Source organism: Paenibacillus sp. FSL H7-0331 (assembly GCF_001956045.1).
The window spans coordinates 1-18,808 of the sequence record NZ_MRTH01000059.1 but is presented as its reverse complement, the minus strand read 5'-3'; the positions used below and the strand labels follow the sequence as shown (position 1 = coordinate 18,808).

Genomic DNA, 18,808 nt, shown 5'->3' with positions numbered 1-18,808 from the left:
TAAGAGTATAGGCAGCACCCTAATTAATGTCCTATTCATGTAACAATGAGCTGCTTTTTCTTGGTCACATGCATATCCTCCCGATACAAGTGAACATAAATGGTGTAGGTGCCTGGTTTATCGAAAGTCCACTCGGCTGTATAGCCCCCTTCGCCTATCGGCTTAGCTTCTAAATACTCTGGAAGCACGTTCGTCACTGGCGAACGGATGTCGAACTGAACCGTCGCTCCATCTTGCTTCACCAGTCCCGTAACCTTGGCTTTGAGGATCATCTTTTGCAATGCGACAGCAGTTGCCGGCTCCGACACCAAATCAACTCTAATCGCTGACGGATCCTTTCCCTGAGATTGTGCTGATGAGCAGGCTGAAAGCATAAACAGCGCTAACAGGATCCACGTTGCACGTTTCATATAATTGAGCATAATTGCATCCATCCCTTAACCATCTGATATTGTCCAGATTCATAGAATTTGGAACGGTAAACTTCTTTTCGCCGGAACTACTTCACTAAGGACCCTGCAATTTATTATAACCATAATTTTCAATTGTAGCCTATGACTCTTAAGAGCTATCTGTGGTTTGATTTTGGACAACAATGTCACAAACCCTTCAAATTTGGTTAGAATTATCCACCACCAAACTGATGCACTACACGAAAATGGAAGCTACACTTCCTAAGGAACCCTTATTATTTTGTCATAGGGATGAGTCTGCCCCTTCCTATCTTTAATGAGTATCGACAGGCTCCATTCCCCCTTCTCAGGCAGCGTATTACCATTGACATCGTAGGTGTATTTATCAAACCCTTCGTAACCATAAGGATCAGGCCCCCCTGTTCGATAGTTAAATGGTATTACCAAGCTAGCGTCGCTCTCAGCTTTCCTGGCCGTAACATTAACGTCAACCGGGGCACCCATTCCAGTTGGAAGCCACACGTCGAGTCGGAACGCTTGAGCATTCTTTTCATCAAAGCTGATTCGCATGGACATATGAGCTTTATCTCCCATCACATGCCAGTACACGGGTTCTGTAACAGTCACTTTAGCAGGAAGTGTTGTTGTAGAGAGCATACCGGCACATGCAATCACTGCCACTGCTAGCATGATTTCCAGACGAACACCCCAGACAAACTTTTTGAGAACATTCAAGTAATCTTCAGGCTTGGTATCCGCTGTTTTCCTCATCATGGGCATTAACACCAGCCTGTGAAAGGTACCAATAACAACGATCAATAACAATAGAACTGTTTTGGAAAGCACCCATAGACCATATTCAGTTTGAACAAGGGCATAAAAGGACTTTAATCGCATATAGGCAAGCACGAACCCACTAATGGACACGATCAGTATAGCTGGCAGCGCAATAGCGGAAAAACGCTGGATCAGGTTATTCACATTAAAATAAGTAGCCTCGTAATAATCCAATTTACAGGTTGCAGACCATATTCCGACCAATCCACCCAACCCGATTGCTGCTGTCAGTATGTGCAAAGTATGGGACATGACCGCATACAGGACCCCCGATTCCGAACCATAAGCATGACCGGTTAAAGGGTAGGTAATAATCAGAATCAAAGTAATGATAGCTTTCATATACAGAGTTCCGATAGATTCGCGTTTGGATGTATAGGTTACTACAATCAGCAAACCAGCCAATGCTAGACGTATCCAAGAAACACTGCCTATTAATGTGGAAGTCAGCAGCTTCCCAGCTACGCTTATAATACTTTCACTTCCTAATCCGCTTAATTGTTCAGCCAGCATCCAGACATGCAGCACACCCGATACAGCAAATACGGCACCAACAAGAAGATACAGCTTAAGCTCATTTTCTCTGGAAAATAAAAACGATGTATAGCTCCGGGCATATCCCCAAATTCCATAACGGAAAATAAGAAAACCTGATAGACACATCACAGCAAGCACCTCAAGGATTCGCAGCAGATGATAGACTGGTGTCCGCCACTCGCCAATATGTACTCCGGTATCGTGATGACTATGGTCATGAGCTGTGGCTACAGCTGTTTCCAGATGCTGATGCTGTTCAGGAGTTGGGGTCCCGAGCGTATTGCTTATGGAGGGTGTATTCAGGATCGTCTCGATTGTGAGCACAGCGTCCTCCAAAGGACTGGAGCGCTCCATATTGGCATGCCCATAAGCCAACGAAGGCAGCATCAATAGTAATAACATGAATCCGCCAAACCATTTCAACCTTTTTAGCATTCTGGTTCCTACCTTTCAAACTAACAGAGCCGCCGACTCGATGTTACATCTTTATTTTTTAATGGATAGCCACTCGGCGAGGGATTCCACATCCGCGTCCTTCAGCTTGCTTTTGAAAGCCGGCATGCTGCCACCTCCATTTTGTACTTTGGCTGCGATTTGCTCCTTGCTCAGCCTTGACCCCACCTGCTGCAAATTGGGCCCAAGGGTTCCCTCCAGCTTATCGCCATGACAGGAAATACAATTGGCTTTATATATAGCACCGCCTTTGTCACCTGCTCCTGTTGCAGCTTGGGCCGATTGCTTGGTATCCGTCGTTGGCCCATTAGGACTATTCGTGCTTTGGTAGGCAGATAAGCCGTTTATCAATAGGAAGCCCGCAATCAGCATACTCCATAGCCTTGTCATGGATGCTCCCCCCTCTCCATTTAAAATCTACCCTTAAACCAGCCCTTGTCATAGGCATACCTCATTAATTGAACACGATTGTCCAGGTGAAGCTTGTGCAATATATTTTTTAGATGGTTTTTGACAGTATGCTCCGATATGCCCAAAGACACGGAGATGTCCCGATTGCTGCTCCCTCTGGCTACATATTCGAGGATTTCCTTTTCGCGCCCGGTAAGAGGAGATTTCTCTGGGATCATATCCTTGATGTTAGAGAACTCTTTAAGCAGCCGAAGCGCCACTTCTCGAGACATCGGGGCTTCATCAATAACGACAGCATGCAGATATTCATGCCAAGAGGCCGGATTCAAATTTTTTAATAAATAGCCCTGAGCTCCTTTTTTTATGGCCTCGAATAAATCAGTAATGTCATCCGAAACCGTGACCATCACGATTTTCACATACGGAAATTTTTCTTTAATCAGCTTGGTCGCTCCAAGACCGCCCAGCTTGGGCATATTAATATCCATCAAAATCAGATCCGGCATCCAGGTTTCGGCAAGCGCTACCGCTTCCTCTCCATTGTTGGCCTCACAGACAATATCAAATTTGGGATCCACTTGAATGATCTCCCGCATAGCCTGCCGTGCATGTTTATGGTCATCCACCAGCATAATGCGAATCGGCTGTGTCATAGAGCCTCCCTCTTTCCTACTTCCATAATAGTAAAGCCATGCTCCTGTTTAAATTCCAAGTACCAGCCCATTTCCTGTGCCCGTTCCTTCATGATGGTAAGTCCGAAGCCTTTCGAGGTATCTGGGCTGTCCGGGACAAAGCCTTGTCCATCGTCTTTGACTCTACAGGTCCATCCCCCTGGCTTTTCTTCCCCTGTGATCCAAGCCTGCTTGGCATTTGCATGTTTGTATACATTGATCAATGCCTCCCTCAGTGTTGCATAAAGCTCCACTTTTTCCTTCAAGGAAAGCTTTTCGTCATGAAGACGCCAATCCAGCTTAGCCGTAACGCTCGTGTCGTTCTTGAATTCCTTCACCAGGTTGTGAAGCGATTCCATCCAAGGCAACGATTTCAGTACGGGTGGATAACGTAAATTGGCTATCGCTTGGCGCACATATTCATTGATCTGATGCACCGTTTTTCGAAAGCTCTGGTAAGGCTCCTGTCGATCCTTAGTATCGTCCTGCTCCAACCGGTCAACTTTGACGGTAAGTAAAAATAACGACTGTGCTATCCCATCGTGCAGTTCCTTGGCAATTTGCTCGCGTTCTTCCAGAGCTGCCTTAGCTGCCTGCTCCTGCTGCAGCTGCTCTTGCAAAAATTCCATCATGAGGAAAAGCTGTCGGAGTAGGGTCATGGTCACTAAAAATACGATCAGTGGAGCCAGCCAGTTTCCAAGCTCCATGGATATATAGGGAAGAAGATACGCGTGACGGATGTATTCCCATAACCCAATCGTCAATGTGGGTATAATTAAAATTAAGCTCTTGATGTTTTTGTACAACATATGCAGACCTCCTGAAAATTTTGCGGAGCAAATCTCTATACCTACCCGAATAAGATGGCAGGAGCTCGTATCTACCTCATTTATTCATCTAAACATATTTTTCCTTAAAAACCTATGACCCGAAAGAGTCATTTGGCAGCATGTAGGTTGGGCTTTTCAGCCCCATATGACTACAAAGTGCTATATACAAGCATTTCAAAGACATGCTAAAATACCCGTGAAAAACTTGTCCTAAGGAGGCGTCAAACATGTATAAATGGACAATGGCAGCGATTTTAGGAATTGCTTGTTTATTGGGTGTAGGTGTGCTGTTCTCGGAGATTAATAATCGTCAAGGGGAAGCCAAGCAAGAGGCTGCCGCTCCCAAGATGCCGGAAGCTCCACTCAACGCACAAGCGGCCGAGACTATTTACAAGCAGTCATGCATTGCCTGTCATGGAACCGATTTGGAAGGAAAAGTAGGACCTAATTTGCAAAAGGTGGGCGGCAAGCTAACGGATCAACAGCTCTATAAATTGGTGCAGAACGGAAAAGGCGGTATGCCAGCATTTAAAAGTTCACTGAAGGATGACGATATCGCTAATCTTGCTCGCTGGTTAGCAGAGAAGAAATAAGGTATTCCTGGACTGCTGAAGACACAGGCAGTCTTTTTTTATGTAAATGATCAACACCAGTCACGATTTGGACAAATTCATAAGGCAGTCACCTTACTGCAGGTGAAGAGCTCAGCTTCAATAAGACGCTCCTACCCGACAAGAAAAGGCTGAGGTTTAAACCAACAGCCTTTTTTTGAATGCTATTATTTATCCAAGATTAAGAAATAACACTATTTGATGAACAGAGCAATAGTTCCCTTAGCTTCTGTATTTCCTTCCAGAGCCGTTCATTTTCTTGCTTTAAGCTCTTATACAGTGTCCCCTCTTTCTCCTGCTCTTCCGTCTGCCAGCGAAGACTTTCGATTCTATGTCTAAGCTCTGTATGTGTGTATAAAAAAGGTTTGGACACGCCTGCTTCAATCGAAACGGTATTAAAGTTTACGGTTTCTTTTTCCTGAACTAACCGATCAATCGCAGCCTCAGCCTTTTGAAAGGCCAGTAAGGTTTTTTGTTCACTGAATTTTTTGATGCCCTCTGTATTTCGATGGCTCTGCCTTGCCCTTCGGGCAGGCTTCTGCTGAGCATTCTGTAAGCTCATGCTATTCAAGATAACCATCCTCCCTTATGTTCTGTCATTCTTCACTCTCTTCTCTTTATTATAGCCAGTACACCCATGAATAAAATGACTACAAAGAGTCAAGTTTCCATGAATTTTGACAAAAGTGTGGACTATGAAGCAAAAACGTCAGCTCTCTGCCGATCATCTAGCCCTTTGGAGTCATGGGTTGAGGCGCACCCCTCATGCTATAATGAGAGCATTTCAAGGATCTACCTATATGACTGAAGAAAAGAGGAAGCTCATGAAAGTATTTTTTGAAAAGTATGGCTTTAAAATGTTTGTCACGCTTCTGTTCGCTGGTCTGGTCGTCTCCGTATTTTTTTGGATCAATCAAAGTCCGACCCTGCCTGTACTCAAGCAGGCCCCCAATTTTACATTGAACGACCTGGAGGGGAAAAACGTTCAATTAAGCGATTCCAACGGAAAGGTTCGATTAGTGGAGTTCATGTTCACCAGCTGTCCGGATATTTGTCCTATGACGACTTTCAATATGGTAAAGCTTCAGGATGAGCTCAAAAAAAGCAGCCAGTGGGGAAGTCAAGTGCAATTCTTGTCCGTCACCTTCGACCCTCTCAAGGATACACCCGAAGTGTTTAAGAAGTACGGAGACCGCATGCGAATCGATTATAGCGGTTGGACCTTACTGACCGGAACAGAAGCCGAGACGGCGGAGGTTGCCAAAAGCTTTGGCGTGCTTGTACAAAAAATGCCCGATGGCCAGTTTGTTCATACGGTAACCTCTCTATTTTTAATTGATGGCAGTGGTAAAATTCGCAAAATATTTGCAATGGGAGATCAGATGGACAATCAGGAAATATTAAAATCGATCCGACAAATAGCCGATCCAGCATCTAAATAGCTTGAACTCGATTGCAAAAAGTCGGATAAACGATGATGAGTTCGTTTATCCGGCTTTTTGCTTTTAATTTCTAGAGAGCTATTGTATATCGTTGCACCTTAGTTTCGAGCATAGGGTGCATGCTGTCCTAACGCTTCACCAAGCTCATAATCAAAATGATTCCTTGCAGATAAATCATCAAGCGTTATGATCCCCAAAAGCTCACCATTTTCGACAACGGGGAGTCCGCGCAAGTGTTCTTTCACCATGAGCTTAATGGCTTCTTCCAGGGGGAAATTCGGCTGCACACTTCTCACTTTTTTTGAAATAATTGCTTCTACTGTGATCATCCCCGATTGCTGCTCCGCATAACCATGAATTGCCAAATCACGTTCAGTCACCACACCTACCCATTCCTTTCCATCCACGACCGGAATAAAGCCTGTATGATACTCTTTCATCTTGTGGGCTGCATCAAATAGTGTTGCATCTCGTGTCACGGTAACATAATCCGTCGTCATCATTTCCGCAACATGCTGTTCCGTCTTTAACAGCTTATAAAGCTCATATAATTTGCGTCTGGACATCTTGAGGATAGATTCAGGTATCGGTGATTGGTAATCAAGTCCATGAGGAAAAACCGTTTTTCCGATATAGGCATCTTCCAATACCAAGATCGCATAGGGTGATTCCAGCTTGCCCTCAATCGCCCTTGTATTCAATCTCAAAAAATAAGCGCCATCCACGGCTTTCTCCTCCAGCTTACAATCGTAGGTCGCTCGAGTGTACTCCCACTGCCAGCGAATAAATCCGAGACTAGTCGTAACTTCATCCAAATAAGCGAGGTCGCTTTGAATACCTTTTACGCCTGCATCTTCAATAATCATAGGTTCAGCTCCTCGTATAATAGCATCAATAAATCACAATAGTTCAACTACCGTTCCTAATAAACGCACCTTAAGCACTTGGCTCCAGCAGAGAATCGTCCTGGCCCTCTTCCTTGTCTTTTTCCTGAGCGTACCATCCATAAAATACGTAGCCTAATATACATCCGTAAACCAATTCCTGAATAATTTTCATGACGACACCACCAAGCTGTTGATCCATAAGTGGGGTCAGCCAAGAAATATTTACAATGGGCTTTTCCACGACTAATGAGTAGAAGGGAAGACACAGCAAGTGCGAGGACCCTGTATAGGTAGAATAAATCAGCTCATCGGCAAAAATAATTAATGCACAGGCGGGTGTCAGCAAAAAACCATTTATGAAAATATACCCCATTTTCTTGAGATTGCTCATGGAGTTGATAACTCCCTCAGGACAAAACACTGACCACCACATGCAAAAGGATGAAAAGAAAATAAGCAGATGCAGCACATTATGGAGAGCATAGTTGGACATCGTGGCATCAAAGATGATCGGAATATGGTAAAGCGAGAAAGAACCGTTAAACAAGATAATCGCAATAATCGGATGACTGAAAAAGCCAATAATTCGACGCAACACGATGGGTTCGGTTAATTTGGCAAAGACATGCTTGGGTAAACCTCTATACAACAGAGGCGGGACGATTAGATATAAAACAGACTGTTGCAGCATATGGCTGCTAAACCAAAAATGACCCAACAAATTAAGCGGTCCGCCAAGAGCGAAATAAAAGCAAAAAAGCCCGGACAAAAAGCTCAACCGACTTTTGAAGCCCACTTGATTACCTAAGAATCGTAAATAAAAGGTAACCAGAATTACCATGATAATAAATAACTCCGGGCTGAACATAGCACGAAATCCATAGGTTTCCAACAACTGCCTAATATCCATGTGAATCTGATCTCCTTTTGGTTGATCATTATGACCATGGTTTATTTTACACGTTTTACACCATCCTTCCTATGGCTCTAAAGTGCTATACACCGGGCATTATCACTTTAAAGCCTATTTTTAACCCAGTTCAACCGGTAAGAATACGCTTTGAAATTGCCTATGGCACGATAATACCCAGTTTTTTGGCGTTTTCCTTCCAGATATCCTGCAGTGTTTTTTGCGAGGTATCAGGGTAAGTACGCAGCTCAACTCTTGTGCTTATAGCAATGTCAGCAATTCCCTGACCTTGTGGCATATGCAGGTTGTCAACAATCAGATCCGGTTTGAGCGCAGCTAGCTCTGCTACCTTTGTCGGAGTCAGCTCCTCTGGACTACGGTTTCAAGCATGCTCGAGGTTAAATTCATGTCTTCTTGAGTCTGGGCGATGCCCGTAAGCGAATGAGGTTCCCCATCTTCCAAGCAGTACGGCCTCAATCACCGAAATTGGAAATTGCCCTTTCTCCTGATATGGATTTCGCGACCCAAAATACGGATAATGCCAGTTTGTACCGGAAGAAGCTGCATGAGCGAACGAAAAAACGTCGTTTTCCCTGCCCCGTTTGCGCCTAATAGCGCCACCATGTCGCCTGCATAGGCTTGAAATTGCAGCTGCTCCAAAATCATCTTCGTACCATAACCTGCATGAAAATGTTCAATCTCGATAACCCCAGTTCACTCCCTACGCTACTTTTTCAAAAGTTTAATCACTCGAATATTACTTTACTAGAAATTGAAAAGTAGGAGTATGACTATAAAGTGCTATATGCCTGCATAAATAAATCTAAACTGTGAAAATTGAACACTCTTCATGGGGCCTGCTCTTAAACCCTCATTTTATATGATTACAAAGAGCTATTCTAACGAATATTAGTGAATTAATGTAACCATTATCTTGTATGTTCTTATTGTTCACCTCATAGGTATGAAAGAACAGCACATTGGAAAGAAGGGTTAAAATGAACAAAGCTTTAGTCGTAGTCTTGCTTATTTGTGTGGTTATTGCTGTTATGCTGTATCAATCTGGACGTGACGTGGCCACTGCAAAAGACACATATCAAGACGAATTCATCCGAATGGACATTGCTCCGGAGCAGGCTTCTGCTCATACCATGAAAGAAAGTGCCTTTACCTTAACTATTTCACATATGTCGGGAGAACCGGTCATCGGGGCGAGCCTGGAGGTCGTGCTGTCCATGCCCGGTATGTTTTGTGGATCATTTCCGGCGAAGGTCACTGAGACGAAGCCCGGATCGTATGTCGCAGTCGGGATTCCTGTTATGCGTGGAGAATGGCAGGCTGAAGCACACCTTCAAACCGATTACAAAACAAGGCGTGTGATTTACCCCTTCATAGTCAATTGAGTTTATTTAACATTTATTACCATATCCATGGATGCACAGAAGGAATCCAGCCATTCGCACTGATACCTTTCATTAACGACAGGAAACCCATGAGAAAAGCGAGGAAAAGACCAGCCTTTCCCATGCTTTTCCGCCACTTCTTGCGAATACTGCCAGCTGAAATAGCTGTTAGCAGCAATATGGGAAAGGTAGACAAACCAAAAACAAGCATGATAATAAAGCCATCTATCCATGAACCGGAGGCTGCTGCGTTCATTTGCATGGCGTAGGTTAAACCACATGGAAGGAATCCAAGCATCAGGCCAGTGAGAAATACAGCAGAAAGCTCATAGCGCAGGCGCAGTCTTGCTATCTTTTCTTGGAAGTAAGTCTGTCCTGGCAAGTTTTTGGGATGAGTAAACAGCGTGTAGCGTCGGAAAGTCCACAGCAAAATAAGTATTCCACCGAGCATGCTCGCGATACCCTGAATGCCGACGAATTGTCCGGCAATATTCACGAAAGAGCCAGCCAAACCCATTCCACACCCTATCAGCGCGTAAGTCGTGACTCTTCCGGCATTGTAGGCCAACACCGACTTCATAGGGGAGCCTTTTGCATTAAGAGCAAATGAAGAAACGATACCACCGCACATGATGAGACAATGGGGTGCACCCATAAACCCTGAGAGGGCAACCATCACTAGAGAATTAGCAGATATAGTCAAGATCTCTTCCCTCCCTAATTAAAACGCTAAATTTCCATACAATGTTCACCACATGTAATGGATTCGCATATTCAGATTTCGCTTGTCCCTTCATTCTATGAATGCATAAGTAAGATCAGAATGACTCAAAAGGGCTAATGATGTGATCATACGACGGTAATTGTTCCGTAATACATATACATTCCACAGTGAAATTTGTAGGTTCCGGGTTTTAAGTCCTCTAAGGTAACGAAGTTATCACCCTTCTTAAAATATAGATCTATTCCCAATTCCTGAGATTGAATACTTCTGATGCAAGTAAAGCCTGTTTGTTTTTTGAAATTAATTTTCTTCGTCGGAACTCCAGCTTTGATTTCAATATCTTTAGGACCAAAACCATCAGATTCCACGTGAATTGTAGCAATTTGGTAACCTTCGTTTTCTATTGAAAGGGGCAATTTAAAAAGATCACCACACCCGTCACAACCATTCCTAACACAATCGTTACTATCGGCAAAGGGGTAAGGATTTTTTCCTATTTATTTCAAGTCCTTTCTAATTTCACTTTGTCTAATTTACCTGTAAAAGCATGATCATGCCCGCTCACTTGCTGAGTGTACGCGGTGCTGCCTCCATATACGGAGCCAAATACAGCTCCCTGACCTCATGTCGGATCCAACTCATTAATGAAACTACGATTAGAAGAACCGTTAGCGACGTAAGGAATACTCTTTTGTTATCCTTTTTGATCAGCTTCAGTAGCAGCCAGCATAGAACCATAGCTAGCAGTATGGCCAGCAGCAGTAGACAGGTATGAAATAAGGAGCCACCCAAGAACATACTACGGACATGCTTGTCCATACTGAGCAGGAGCAGCGGACCTGCAGCCAATTGCAGCATTGTAAACAGCGCAGCCATCTTTTTGCCGTACAAGGCGTATTCAAACCAGACGGGATTATGGTCCTTAGCCAGTTTTCTGCTTCCCCAGCCATACATGAACATCCCCATAACCGCGAAGCTTGCCGCGATAAAATGCAAATACCGCTGCCAAATTGTCGGGATCGTAAACAAGGAGCTCCAGAAGCCGCGCGACTGACTCCACAGCTCAGGCTGCAGCATCGACGCCACATTGGTGATGAACAGCAGTGGCACAAATAATAGTATGATCATGCCAAGCAGACCGAAGGCCAGATGTAATTTTTTGCGATTTCTCCAACGCTCCCAGGTGAATTTATACACATAGAGAGAAAGAAAAGCAATGATAAGCAGCGGAATAAGCGCCAGCCACATTTTACCGATCAATATCGTAGACGGGTAAAAGAATTGGGTATAGATGGTACTTATAATCAAGAGTGGAGCAACTCCGAGAACCACTGCCAAACTTTTGAAAATCGAAATTTGGGTAGCCAGTTTAGACGCCAATTTATCGTATACTATATTTTTCCTGAGGATTCCTTTCACTTCATTGAACACAGCAGATACCGTACCTGCAACCATGATATTAACAAAAATAATATGAAGAATGAATCCGACCACGATCAAGACTTCAAATAAAGGAAGATCCCCCGGCAGCGCAAGTCCAAGATCATTAGGAACTGGGGATTTGGCATTTATCCATGCATGAGTATTCATCACTACTTCCCTCCTTCTTTATCTTTATTGCTTTCGGATACCATTTTATGGATATAGGCAGCTAGAGCTTTTGCTTCTGCTTCATTCCCTGCAAAAGGCGGCATCACCGGACGAACCTCGCTCAAGTGCGGTATAAATGCGGCAAGCGCATCCTCGCTCCATCCTTTAGCCCTAACTGTCATGGCACGAGAACGGCGTACGCCATCGATACTGTGACATACAATACACTGCATACGAAACAGCTCTTCTCCTGCCTGAATTTTATTATTTTCCGTAACTTCCTTTACCTTTGAAAAAGCGGAGTTCTTCAACACGCCTTCTTTCTTGAGAGTCTCAACCTCCGATTTTAATATCCCATTGGCATACATGTAATTATAAATCACATAAGGCTTGCGGATATTTTCCCTGACAATTTCGAATTCAGCCAGAAGCATTAGCGAGAACAGCGCCGTGAAAACCGTTAGAGCCACAGACATTTTGGATTTTCCTTCGAGCAAAAGAACACCGAGAAAAAATATCAGCAGCAGGCCCAGCAGGTTGATGAAATTAAAGGTGATATCGCTGAGTCCAGAGCCCCATACCACCAGATCCTTAGCCTTTTCAGGCAGGCTGTTCAAATACCAGATACCAAATATCAGCATCAGCGGAACAGACAAGATCAACCATTTCCCATAGATTTTCAACGCGATATGACGATCCTGCTCTTGCTTGACAAACCACCGGGTTAGAGGTGTAAGCAGCGCCACACCCAATGTAATCGCAGCAAAAGTCCGAAATAAAGTCGAGGGTACCCAGGTCGGATTAAAGAAGGCACTCCAAAATGATAAGGTTTGAGCCCAATCGCCAGGGTTAATCTGCGCAGCCAAAATCCCTGTAATGAGGACAAGAGTAAGCCATGACATGATACATAAGGCAACCCCTGTGCGTAAATGCAGCTTTTTCTTCTCCCCACTCCAACGATCCCATGTATAAAAATACATCAAAATAAGAACAACCTCGGAAACAAAAACCAGCCATTCCGTAAACCAAGCCCAATGGAAAATGCGAATCAATGCTCCAATGGCATCAGGCTCGATGATGGTTGTAGTAAACCATATGCCCACGCCTGTCATTGCACCAGCCGTTGTCGTAATAATCAAAATCCATTTACTCAGTCTTCTTGCAAAAGCCTCCAGCCGTTCGTTGCCTCTCTTAACTGCAACAAATTCAATCGAGACCATCAGGATCGATCCGCCAATTGCAACGGCATGATTAATCATAACGTGAAGCACAGCCATCATCCCGATCAGGTTTCCATTACCCAGCCATCCAAAATCAATCGTCGGAAAATTCATTTCTCCCACCCCTTATAAAAAAATCAACCTGTGCCGTAATTCGACAAGGTTGATTATAAGCGGTTCAGTTTTAATCAAAATGACTCCTTAGTGCTATGATTGCGAAATCTGAGTGAACAATTGGTACTGTTCACAAAGCTTCCACCCTTTGTTCAAACTTTCGACTAAGAAGTAACTCGTTTGAGTCATGTGAAACATCTATGTTCAGGATAAAATAAATCCCATCGTGAGGTGAAAAGGATGACACAATTGACCTATAAGGTACTGATTGCCGATGATGAAGAACGGATACGTAAATTAATTCGTATGTACATGGAGCTAGAACAAGCAATCGTTGAAGAAACAGATAATGGAGAGCAAGCGTTGATGATGGCAATAGATACCGACTATGATCTCATTATTATGGACTGGTTGATGCCTGGTCTTAGCGGCTTAGAGGTCTGCCAAATGTTGAAGAGTATCAAAAATACTCCCATCATCCTACTGACAGCAAGAAGTGATGAGGCAGATCGCATTCTAGGCTTCCAAGCTGGTGCAGATGATTATGTTTGCAAACCGTTTAGCCCCAGGGAATTGCTTCTCCGAGCCAAAGCTATTTTGAAACGAACGATTCCAGAACAATTTTGGATTCCCGCTCCCATCCCCAGTGGCCAGATCGTCTTTACTAATCTCATCATCGATCACCATGCACGTCGGGTACTCGTAGAAGGCGAAGAAATTTATCTCACATTGAAAGAATACGAACTGCTGCGATATTTTTCACTCCATATAGGAAAAATATGTACACGAGAGCTGCTGCTAATGGAGATTTGGAACTATGAGGAGTATGGGGATCATCGAACGGTCGATACACATGTGAAGCGATTAAGGGACAAGATGCACAAAGTATCACCAACTGCCGCTTCTATGATTCGAACCGTTTGGGGCACTGGCTATCGTATGGATGACATTACATGATCTTGCTTAGCACTGATCCTCTGGAATTATCGGCAATCGGACTATATTCTTGGCATAGTTCGGCAATCGGATCACATTCTTGACACTGAAAAATGACAAGAATATGATCCGATAAAATAAAAAATCGGCTATTTACGCGGATCTTAATCGGACTATATTCTTGTCAACCGACACATCTGTTGTTACTATCAGCCATGCTCAATGTTTATAGCTGAGTGGGCTTATAACTTAGTGCTTGTTCAACGACTTGCTCTGCTATCAGTTCATTTTCATTCCAGTAAATTAATCACTAACTTCAGGATGTGGGACGCTATACTTGAGAAGTTCAATCATATTATCGATTTCTTCTTCATTACCTTCAACGTTCATAATTTTTCTATGTCTGCGTAGTCACTGCGCTATACGGTTCGCTAGCGTAACGCGTTGCCGCTCCATGTTGGCAGCTACGTCTTTTTTTAAGCTAGCGTACCCTGCTTCTTCAATATAAAGAGCATCTATCCGCCATCGAAAGTGAGATAGCTGCACTCGCTGTTGAGATTGAAGAGTATCAGATTATCGAATCCATTCCCGGTATAGGTGGGAAAATCGTGGCAACGATTATTTCACCGCTGCAGGAAGATGTCGGCCACCAGCATGCCGCATAGAGTACGCCGCTTCTACGGGCCAACCACCTTCGGCATGCCATACTGTGCCAGACTTTGATGGCGGGAGCGCTCGACAAGAATGAGCACTCTGTGTTTGCCATAACCATCTGAATCTAGAGGAATTTCCAGCGTTCGTGCGGGAAACGGATGCAGTCGCGTCGGGAACTGGGGTTTTATCGGATGTCAGGAGGGTATCGACACCAATATAGCATCGCTATAGACAAACCAATATAGCTGTGCTATATTGTTCACATGAATACACACGACACTCTGCTCAATGCGGCTTTACAAGTTCTCGAGGAAGAGGGCGAGGCACAGTTCTCGACACGCTCCGTCTGCGCAATTGCGAAGGTGACCGCACCGACGCTGTACCATCACTTCGGCAGCGCCGACGGGCTTCTGAGCGCCGCCATTACGGAAGCATTTGCACAGTTTCTTGAAAGCAAAAGGACTGCCACCCAATCCTCCGATCCGGTGATGGCGCTACGCGAGGGCTGGGACGATTACGTGCGCTTCGCGGCGGCTCGTCCACGGCTCTACGCGGTGATGATGAGACGCGTTCTCGACGACGCTGAAATTCCCGCCGCCGAGCAGGCCTTTGCGCTCCTGATCCAACGCATCGCGGCCATCGCCGCTGAAGGCCGGCTCAGGCCGACGGTGGAGGTGGCTGCCGATCTCATGTGGGCGTCTGCGAATGCTGCATCCCTACTTCACGTCACAGCTCGGCTACGCAAGGTGGTGCCACCCACTTCTGAGGTCCTGGAGCAAATCCGCGAGGGCGCCATACGGTCCATCCTAAATCCCGAACAGAAAGGACGAACACAATGAAAATTCTCGTCACGGGAGGCACCGGTCTGCTCGGCGGCCGACTGATCACGAAGCTAGTGGAGGACGGTCACGAGATTTTCGCTCTCACACGCTCCACATCATCTCACGCCAAACTCAAGTCCATGGGTGCGACGCCAGTCGATGCCGATCTCGAAAGCAACACGCCACTCATATTGCCGGTGATTGATGCGGTTGTGCACGCGGCCGCCCTGTTCCGCTTCTCAGGGCCTCGCGAACCCTTCTTCCGTACCAACGTCGATGGCACCGTAGCCTTGTTGAAGGCAGCTGAGTCCGTCGGTGCGAAGACATTCGTCTACATCAGCGCGGCGGGGATCCTCATGGATAATGGCGGTACGCCCATCCGCGACGCCGATGAAAGCGCGCCAACTTTCCCGAACCACTTCTCCGCCTACCTGGCGAGCAAGGCACGGGCCGAGCCATTGGTTCTGGCAGCCAACAAACCCGGCTTTCGCACCATCGCACTCCGCCCACCGGCTATCTGGGGGCCTGGTGATCCGTTTAGTCGAGCGCTTCCCGAAGCAGTCAGATCTGGACAGTTCGCATTCATCGACCGCGGCGACTACGCTTTTGCAACCTGCCACGTGGACAATGTGGTCGAAGCCATACAATGTACTCTTGAACGCGGAGAAGGCGGTCATGCCTTCTTCATCAAAGACCAGGAAGGGCAGACTTTCAGTGAGTTCGTCTCCTCGCTCGCGAACTTGCAGGGCCTGTCCATCGATAAGCTGCGTTCGATGCCCTACTGGCTTGCCTCTGCCATTGGCCGGCTGCTCGACACTATCTGGGCCGTCACGCGGAAAGAGGGCGATCCGCCGATCTCACGCTCGATGATACGCATGATCGGGCGCGAGTTCACAGTCAACGATGCCGCTGCACGTCGAGAGTTGGGCTATGTCGGAAGAACTTTGCGCAACGCCGGCTTGCAAAGCTATGAGAAACCATCTGCTCGACGATAGTGCTTTGGAGGGCGAACGACGGCAATCGCCGGCTAGTCGTTCTCTGGACTTGCTCTTTTTGTCGATGTGGCAGGACAGCATCGAAGCCGTGGCGGCAAGCCGAGTCTGTAACTTATCATCGAGGATTGTCTGCCTCTTTATCAGGTGCCCGGTAAAGAGGCAGACAATCCTCGATAACATTATTTTCTCATCACTATGTATAACTAAGGGGACGGATTGAATTAAGTCTGACACTGGCCTGCGGTATGACGCTTGATGTAGGTGGATTTATACTCCTTACACAATTTTCACAGCCCGTATGCGCAAGAGCAATTATGGTTAATCGATTGTAAATTATAGTAGAAATGACAGAAAGGGACTCACGCATGCACGTGAGTCCTTATTGCCGACATCCTTTCGTGATCCAAATCGGTCGAGCCTGAAGAACCTGAAACAAGTGACCTCAGTTCACGCTATTACGCACAATTCATTTTGCCTTAACGATGATTTTCCCCCTTGCGTGCCCCGTTTCGCCCAGCCCATGCGCATTCGCACGCCTTCTAGTGTCATTGGGAAAGTTTCTGTAATCTTAACATCTACTTTCCCTTCCGAGACCAACTTAGCTATAGCCCCTAACTGGTCCGTGCTTGGAGATCCAATGTATGAAATGGCCGTAATGCCCTGCTCTTTTACCCGCTTTTCATTCGGTTGGCCGGCGATAGTCACCAGTCGCCCGTTTGGTTTCACGTACTCAGATAATCAAGGGAATCAATACGGAGGTTATGAGAACTCATGGACAAAACGTAAGCGTCCTCTAAAATATAAATCGCCAGAGTGACAAATGCGTACTTTTTTGCTTCTTCTTCAGTAATGCTTAGCTCAGTTTTGACGGACAGAGAATGATGATACTTTTGGATAAATTTGATCATTCGATCAGGATCAATTTGCTCACGTTCTTCGACATTAACTTGAAGTGCCTCTCGTGCCTCTTGAAACTCCCTCATCATCTGAATGTCATAAGAATAGTAGAGCTGCTGAGAAGCGTTAATATCGATGAGCTCCCGTATGTATCCGTCGACAAAGTTGAGTTTAACTGCCCCTGTACCTGATATATTGACCACAGTATACTCATATAATTATACGCCAAGCACATACGGTTGAGATAATACAAAGGTTTTGAAAAGATCCACTAGTAAATCCCGCATGCGGTATTTACTTAGCTCCTAATTTGCCATGACGATCATTTTCATACGGCTTCTCATTTGTTGCTTGAGCTCGTCTTTTTCCTCTTCTTTAACTTGAAGTTTTTGGCGAGCACACAAAATAATTCCTATTCCAACGAGCAATATCCATATTGCAGTTTGGTCTATTGGTAGAAGAAAATTAAAGAAGAACCCTTTCGCTTCATCTGAGTTGTTATTCCAAATATCAAAAGATAAGGCAAAAATAATACAAGGTAAACCCTCCGAGGCTGAACCAGACAGACATTCTCGCCGCGCCTATTGAGGGATACATTAGACGCTGTGGTTGTGTAATGAGCTCAAATAACAACCAGGCATGGCAATTATAGTTCCGTAAAAAAAGAAAAAAAGCCCACGATTTCTCGTGGGCTTTGCCGGTTTATATCAGAATTATTCGAATTAGTATTCCCCTCAATGAGCGAGTTTGTTCAGTAATATGGTTCCATCATTAAAAACACTACTACTCCAGTAAAACTGACATATAGCCAAATAGGAATTGTCCATCGAGCAATGCGCCGATGCTTTTGAATTTGATTCGTCCATCCCCAAACAAGTGTGAATAGGGCTAGCGGTACGATTATTGCGGCAAGGATGCTGTGTGAAATTAAAATAAAAAAATAAATGGGTCTGATAATACCTTGACCGGCACCCACCCCCATAACAAAAAAACCTCAGAGAATAGTCTTTGAGGTCTTGTTACTTACAAAACATATTTATATCATCTAAAGCTGAATTAGCATGCCTTCTAACAAACGAATTCTCATCATTTAATGCATCATTGATAAGTGAAATAATCAGTTCCTTATTAACTCTCCATGTATTCTTGCTATATGACCAAAGCAAAGAATTGCTATTCCTCTTATATTTTCATTTTTATGCTGAGTGTATCGGACAATCAGTTCTTGTACAAACTCTCCATCATCTGCACTTAATGCTAGGTATAGCAAGCCCTTTACGCTTGTATCAGGGCTATCGGAATTAACTAGGTTTATGATCTCTTGATTTTTCTCTATGTTGTTGCTGTAGCGTTCTGCTCTTTCGTGAACAATATCATCTATATAAGTTGAACTAAAGGAATTCATTTCCACATCGTCGAATAAAGAACTACAACCTAAAAGTGACGGTGAAA

The 18,808-nt window shown here is 44.9% G+C and carries 21 protein-coding genes and 3 pseudogenes; 7 read left to right on the top strand and 17 right to left on the bottom strand.

Annotation, left to right across the window (positions count from 1 at the left end; translation table 11 throughout):
- Positions 1-35: 35 nt before the first annotated feature.
- The 5 genes from BK127_RS38820 to BK127_RS38800 form a co-directional block, all read right to left on the bottom strand.
- Positions 36-410, bottom strand: coding sequence for a hypothetical protein (locus BK127_RS38820; protein ID WP_179097768.1), 375 nt, complete (start codon positions 408-410; stop codon positions 36-38).
- A gap of 264 nt (positions 411-674) precedes the next feature.
- Positions 675-2,222, bottom strand: coding sequence for a copper resistance D family protein (locus BK127_RS38815; protein ID WP_076238029.1), 1,548 nt, complete (start codon positions 2,220-2,222; stop codon positions 675-677).
- A 51-nt stretch (positions 2,223-2,273) separates the two neighbouring features.
- Positions 2,274-2,630: a c-type cytochrome gene (locus BK127_RS38810; protein WP_083689917.1), complete on the bottom strand. Its 357-nt coding sequence runs from the start codon at positions 2,628-2,630 to the stop codon at positions 2,274-2,276.
- A gap of 20 nt (positions 2,631-2,650) precedes the next feature.
- A complete protein-coding gene (locus BK127_RS38805; protein ID WP_076238028.1) occupies positions 2,651-3,304 on the bottom strand; it encodes a response regulator in 654 nt (217 codons plus the stop codon).
- A complete protein-coding gene (locus BK127_RS38800; protein WP_076238027.1) occupies positions 3,301-4,131 on the bottom strand; it encodes a sensor histidine kinase in 831 nt (276 codons plus the stop codon). The genes BK127_RS38805 and BK127_RS38800 overlap by 4 nt, the downstream gene beginning before the upstream one ends.
- 248 nt (positions 4,132-4,379) lie before the next feature.
- Here BK127_RS38800 and BK127_RS38795 point away from each other — a divergent pair, with 248 nt between their 5' ends.
- A complete protein-coding gene (locus BK127_RS38795; RefSeq protein WP_076238026.1) occupies positions 4,380-4,745 on the top strand; it encodes a c-type cytochrome in 366 nt (121 codons plus the stop codon).
- A 199-nt stretch (positions 4,746-4,944) separates the two neighbouring features.
- Here the strand turns inward: BK127_RS38795 and BK127_RS38790 are convergent, their stop codons facing one another.
- On the bottom strand, positions 4,945-5,325 hold the full coding sequence (locus BK127_RS38790; protein WP_076238042.1) for a DUF6262 family protein: 381 nt from the start codon (positions 5,323-5,325) through the stop codon (positions 4,945-4,947).
- A gap of 211 nt (positions 5,326-5,536) precedes the next feature.
- Here BK127_RS38790 and BK127_RS38785 point away from each other — a divergent pair, with 211 nt between their 5' ends.
- The gene (locus tag BK127_RS38785) at positions 5,537-6,205 is read left to right on the top strand and encodes an SCO family protein (RefSeq protein WP_256711637.1); all 669 of its coding nucleotides are present in this window, start codon (positions 5,537-5,539) and stop codon (positions 6,203-6,205) included.
- Between the two features lie 98 nt (positions 6,206-6,303).
- On the opposite strand, the gene BK127_RS45630 is transcribed toward BK127_RS38785, so the two are convergent.
- The 4 genes from BK127_RS45630 to BK127_RS38770 form a co-directional block, all read right to left on the bottom strand.
- A complete protein-coding gene (locus BK127_RS45630; RefSeq protein ID WP_076238024.1) occupies positions 6,304-7,071 on the bottom strand; it encodes a YugN family protein in 768 nt (255 codons plus the stop codon).
- A 70-nt stretch (positions 7,072-7,141) separates the two neighbouring features.
- Positions 7,142-8,002 (bottom strand): cytochrome c oxidase assembly protein, encoded by an 861-nt coding sequence (locus tag BK127_RS38775; protein ID WP_076238023.1) that lies wholly within the window; start codon positions 8,000-8,002, stop codon positions 7,142-7,144.
- A gap of 160 nt (positions 8,003-8,162) precedes the next feature.
- Positions 8,163-8,300, bottom strand: coding sequence for a hypothetical protein (locus tag BK127_RS44260; protein WP_179097767.1), 138 nt, complete (start codon positions 8,298-8,300; stop codon positions 8,163-8,165).
- A 179-nt stretch (positions 8,301-8,479) separates the two neighbouring features.
- Positions 8,480-8,668, bottom strand: coding sequence for an ATP-binding cassette domain-containing protein (locus BK127_RS38770; protein ID WP_076238022.1), 189 nt, complete (start codon positions 8,666-8,668; stop codon positions 8,480-8,482).
- Positions 8,669-9,000: 332 nt separating this feature from the next.
- On the opposite strand from BK127_RS38770, the gene BK127_RS38765 reads away from it, so the two are divergent.
- Positions 9,001-9,405, top strand: a complete 405-nt coding sequence (locus BK127_RS38765) for a FixH family protein (protein WP_076238021.1) — start codon at positions 9,001-9,003, stop codon at positions 9,403-9,405.
- Between the two features lie 16 nt (positions 9,406-9,421).
- Here BK127_RS38765 and BK127_RS38760 read toward each other — a convergent pair whose 3' ends face one another.
- The 4 genes from BK127_RS38760 to BK127_RS38745 all read right to left on the bottom strand — a co-directional run bounded on the left by BK127_RS38760 (position 9,422) and on the right by BK127_RS38745 (position 13,053).
- The gene (locus BK127_RS38760; RefSeq protein ID WP_083689915.1) at positions 9,422-10,108 is read right to left on the bottom strand and encodes a sulfite exporter TauE/SafE family protein; all 687 of its coding nucleotides are present in this window, start codon (positions 10,106-10,108) and stop codon (positions 9,422-9,424) included.
- A gap of 146 nt (positions 10,109-10,254) precedes the next feature.
- Entirely contained in the window at positions 10,255-10,545 is a 291-nt protein-coding gene (locus tag BK127_RS38755; protein ID WP_076238020.1) for a cupredoxin domain-containing protein, read from the bottom strand.
- 145 nt (positions 10,546-10,690) lie between these two features.
- A complete protein-coding gene (locus BK127_RS38750; RefSeq protein ID WP_076238019.1) occupies positions 10,691-11,719 on the bottom strand; it encodes a cytochrome ubiquinol oxidase subunit I in 1,029 nt (342 codons plus the stop codon).
- A gap of 2 nt (positions 11,720-11,721) precedes the next feature.
- Positions 11,722-13,053 carry a c-type cytochrome gene (locus BK127_RS38745; protein WP_076238018.1) on the bottom strand — a complete coding sequence of 444 codons (1,332 nt, stop codon included), beginning with the start codon at positions 13,051-13,053 and terminating at the stop codon, positions 11,722-11,724.
- Between the two features lie 240 nt (positions 13,054-13,293).
- Between BK127_RS38745 and BK127_RS38740 the strand changes: the two genes are divergently transcribed.
- From BK127_RS38740 to BK127_RS38730, 4 genes and pseudogenes are all read left to right on the top strand, one after another.
- The gene (locus BK127_RS38740; protein ID WP_076238017.1) at positions 13,294-14,010 is read left to right on the top strand and encodes a response regulator transcription factor; all 717 of its coding nucleotides are present in this window, start codon (positions 13,294-13,296) and stop codon (positions 14,008-14,010) included.
- Between the two features lie 470 nt (positions 14,011-14,480).
- Positions 14,481-14,627 (top strand): annotated as a pseudogene (locus BK127_RS45925) (IS110 family transposase); the annotation flags it as partial.
- A 279-nt stretch (positions 14,628-14,906) separates the two neighbouring features.
- Entirely contained in the window at positions 14,907-15,482 is a 576-nt protein-coding gene (locus BK127_RS38735; protein ID WP_076238016.1) for a TetR/AcrR family transcriptional regulator, read from the top strand.
- Positions 15,479-16,459: an NAD-dependent epimerase/dehydratase family protein gene (locus BK127_RS38730; RefSeq protein ID WP_076238015.1), complete on the top strand. Its 981-nt coding sequence runs from the start codon at positions 15,479-15,481 to the stop codon at positions 16,457-16,459. Before BK127_RS38735 ends, BK127_RS38730 begins: the two co-directional genes overlap by 4 nt.
- Positions 16,460-17,181: 722 nt before the next feature.
- On the opposite strand, the gene BK127_RS38720 is transcribed toward BK127_RS38730, so the two are convergent.
- The 3 genes and pseudogenes from BK127_RS38720 to BK127_RS44590 form a co-directional block, all read right to left on the bottom strand.
- Positions 17,182-17,559, bottom strand: coding sequence for a hypothetical protein (locus BK127_RS38720; protein WP_076238013.1), 378 nt, complete (start codon positions 17,557-17,559; stop codon positions 17,182-17,184).
- A 548-nt stretch (positions 17,560-18,107) separates the two neighbouring features.
- A pseudogene (locus BK127_RS38715) lies at positions 18,108-18,323 on the bottom strand (DUF420 domain-containing protein); the annotation flags it as partial.
- Between the two features lie 150 nt (positions 18,324-18,473).
- Positions 18,474-18,808, bottom strand: a pseudogene (locus BK127_RS44590) (hypothetical protein); the annotation flags it as partial.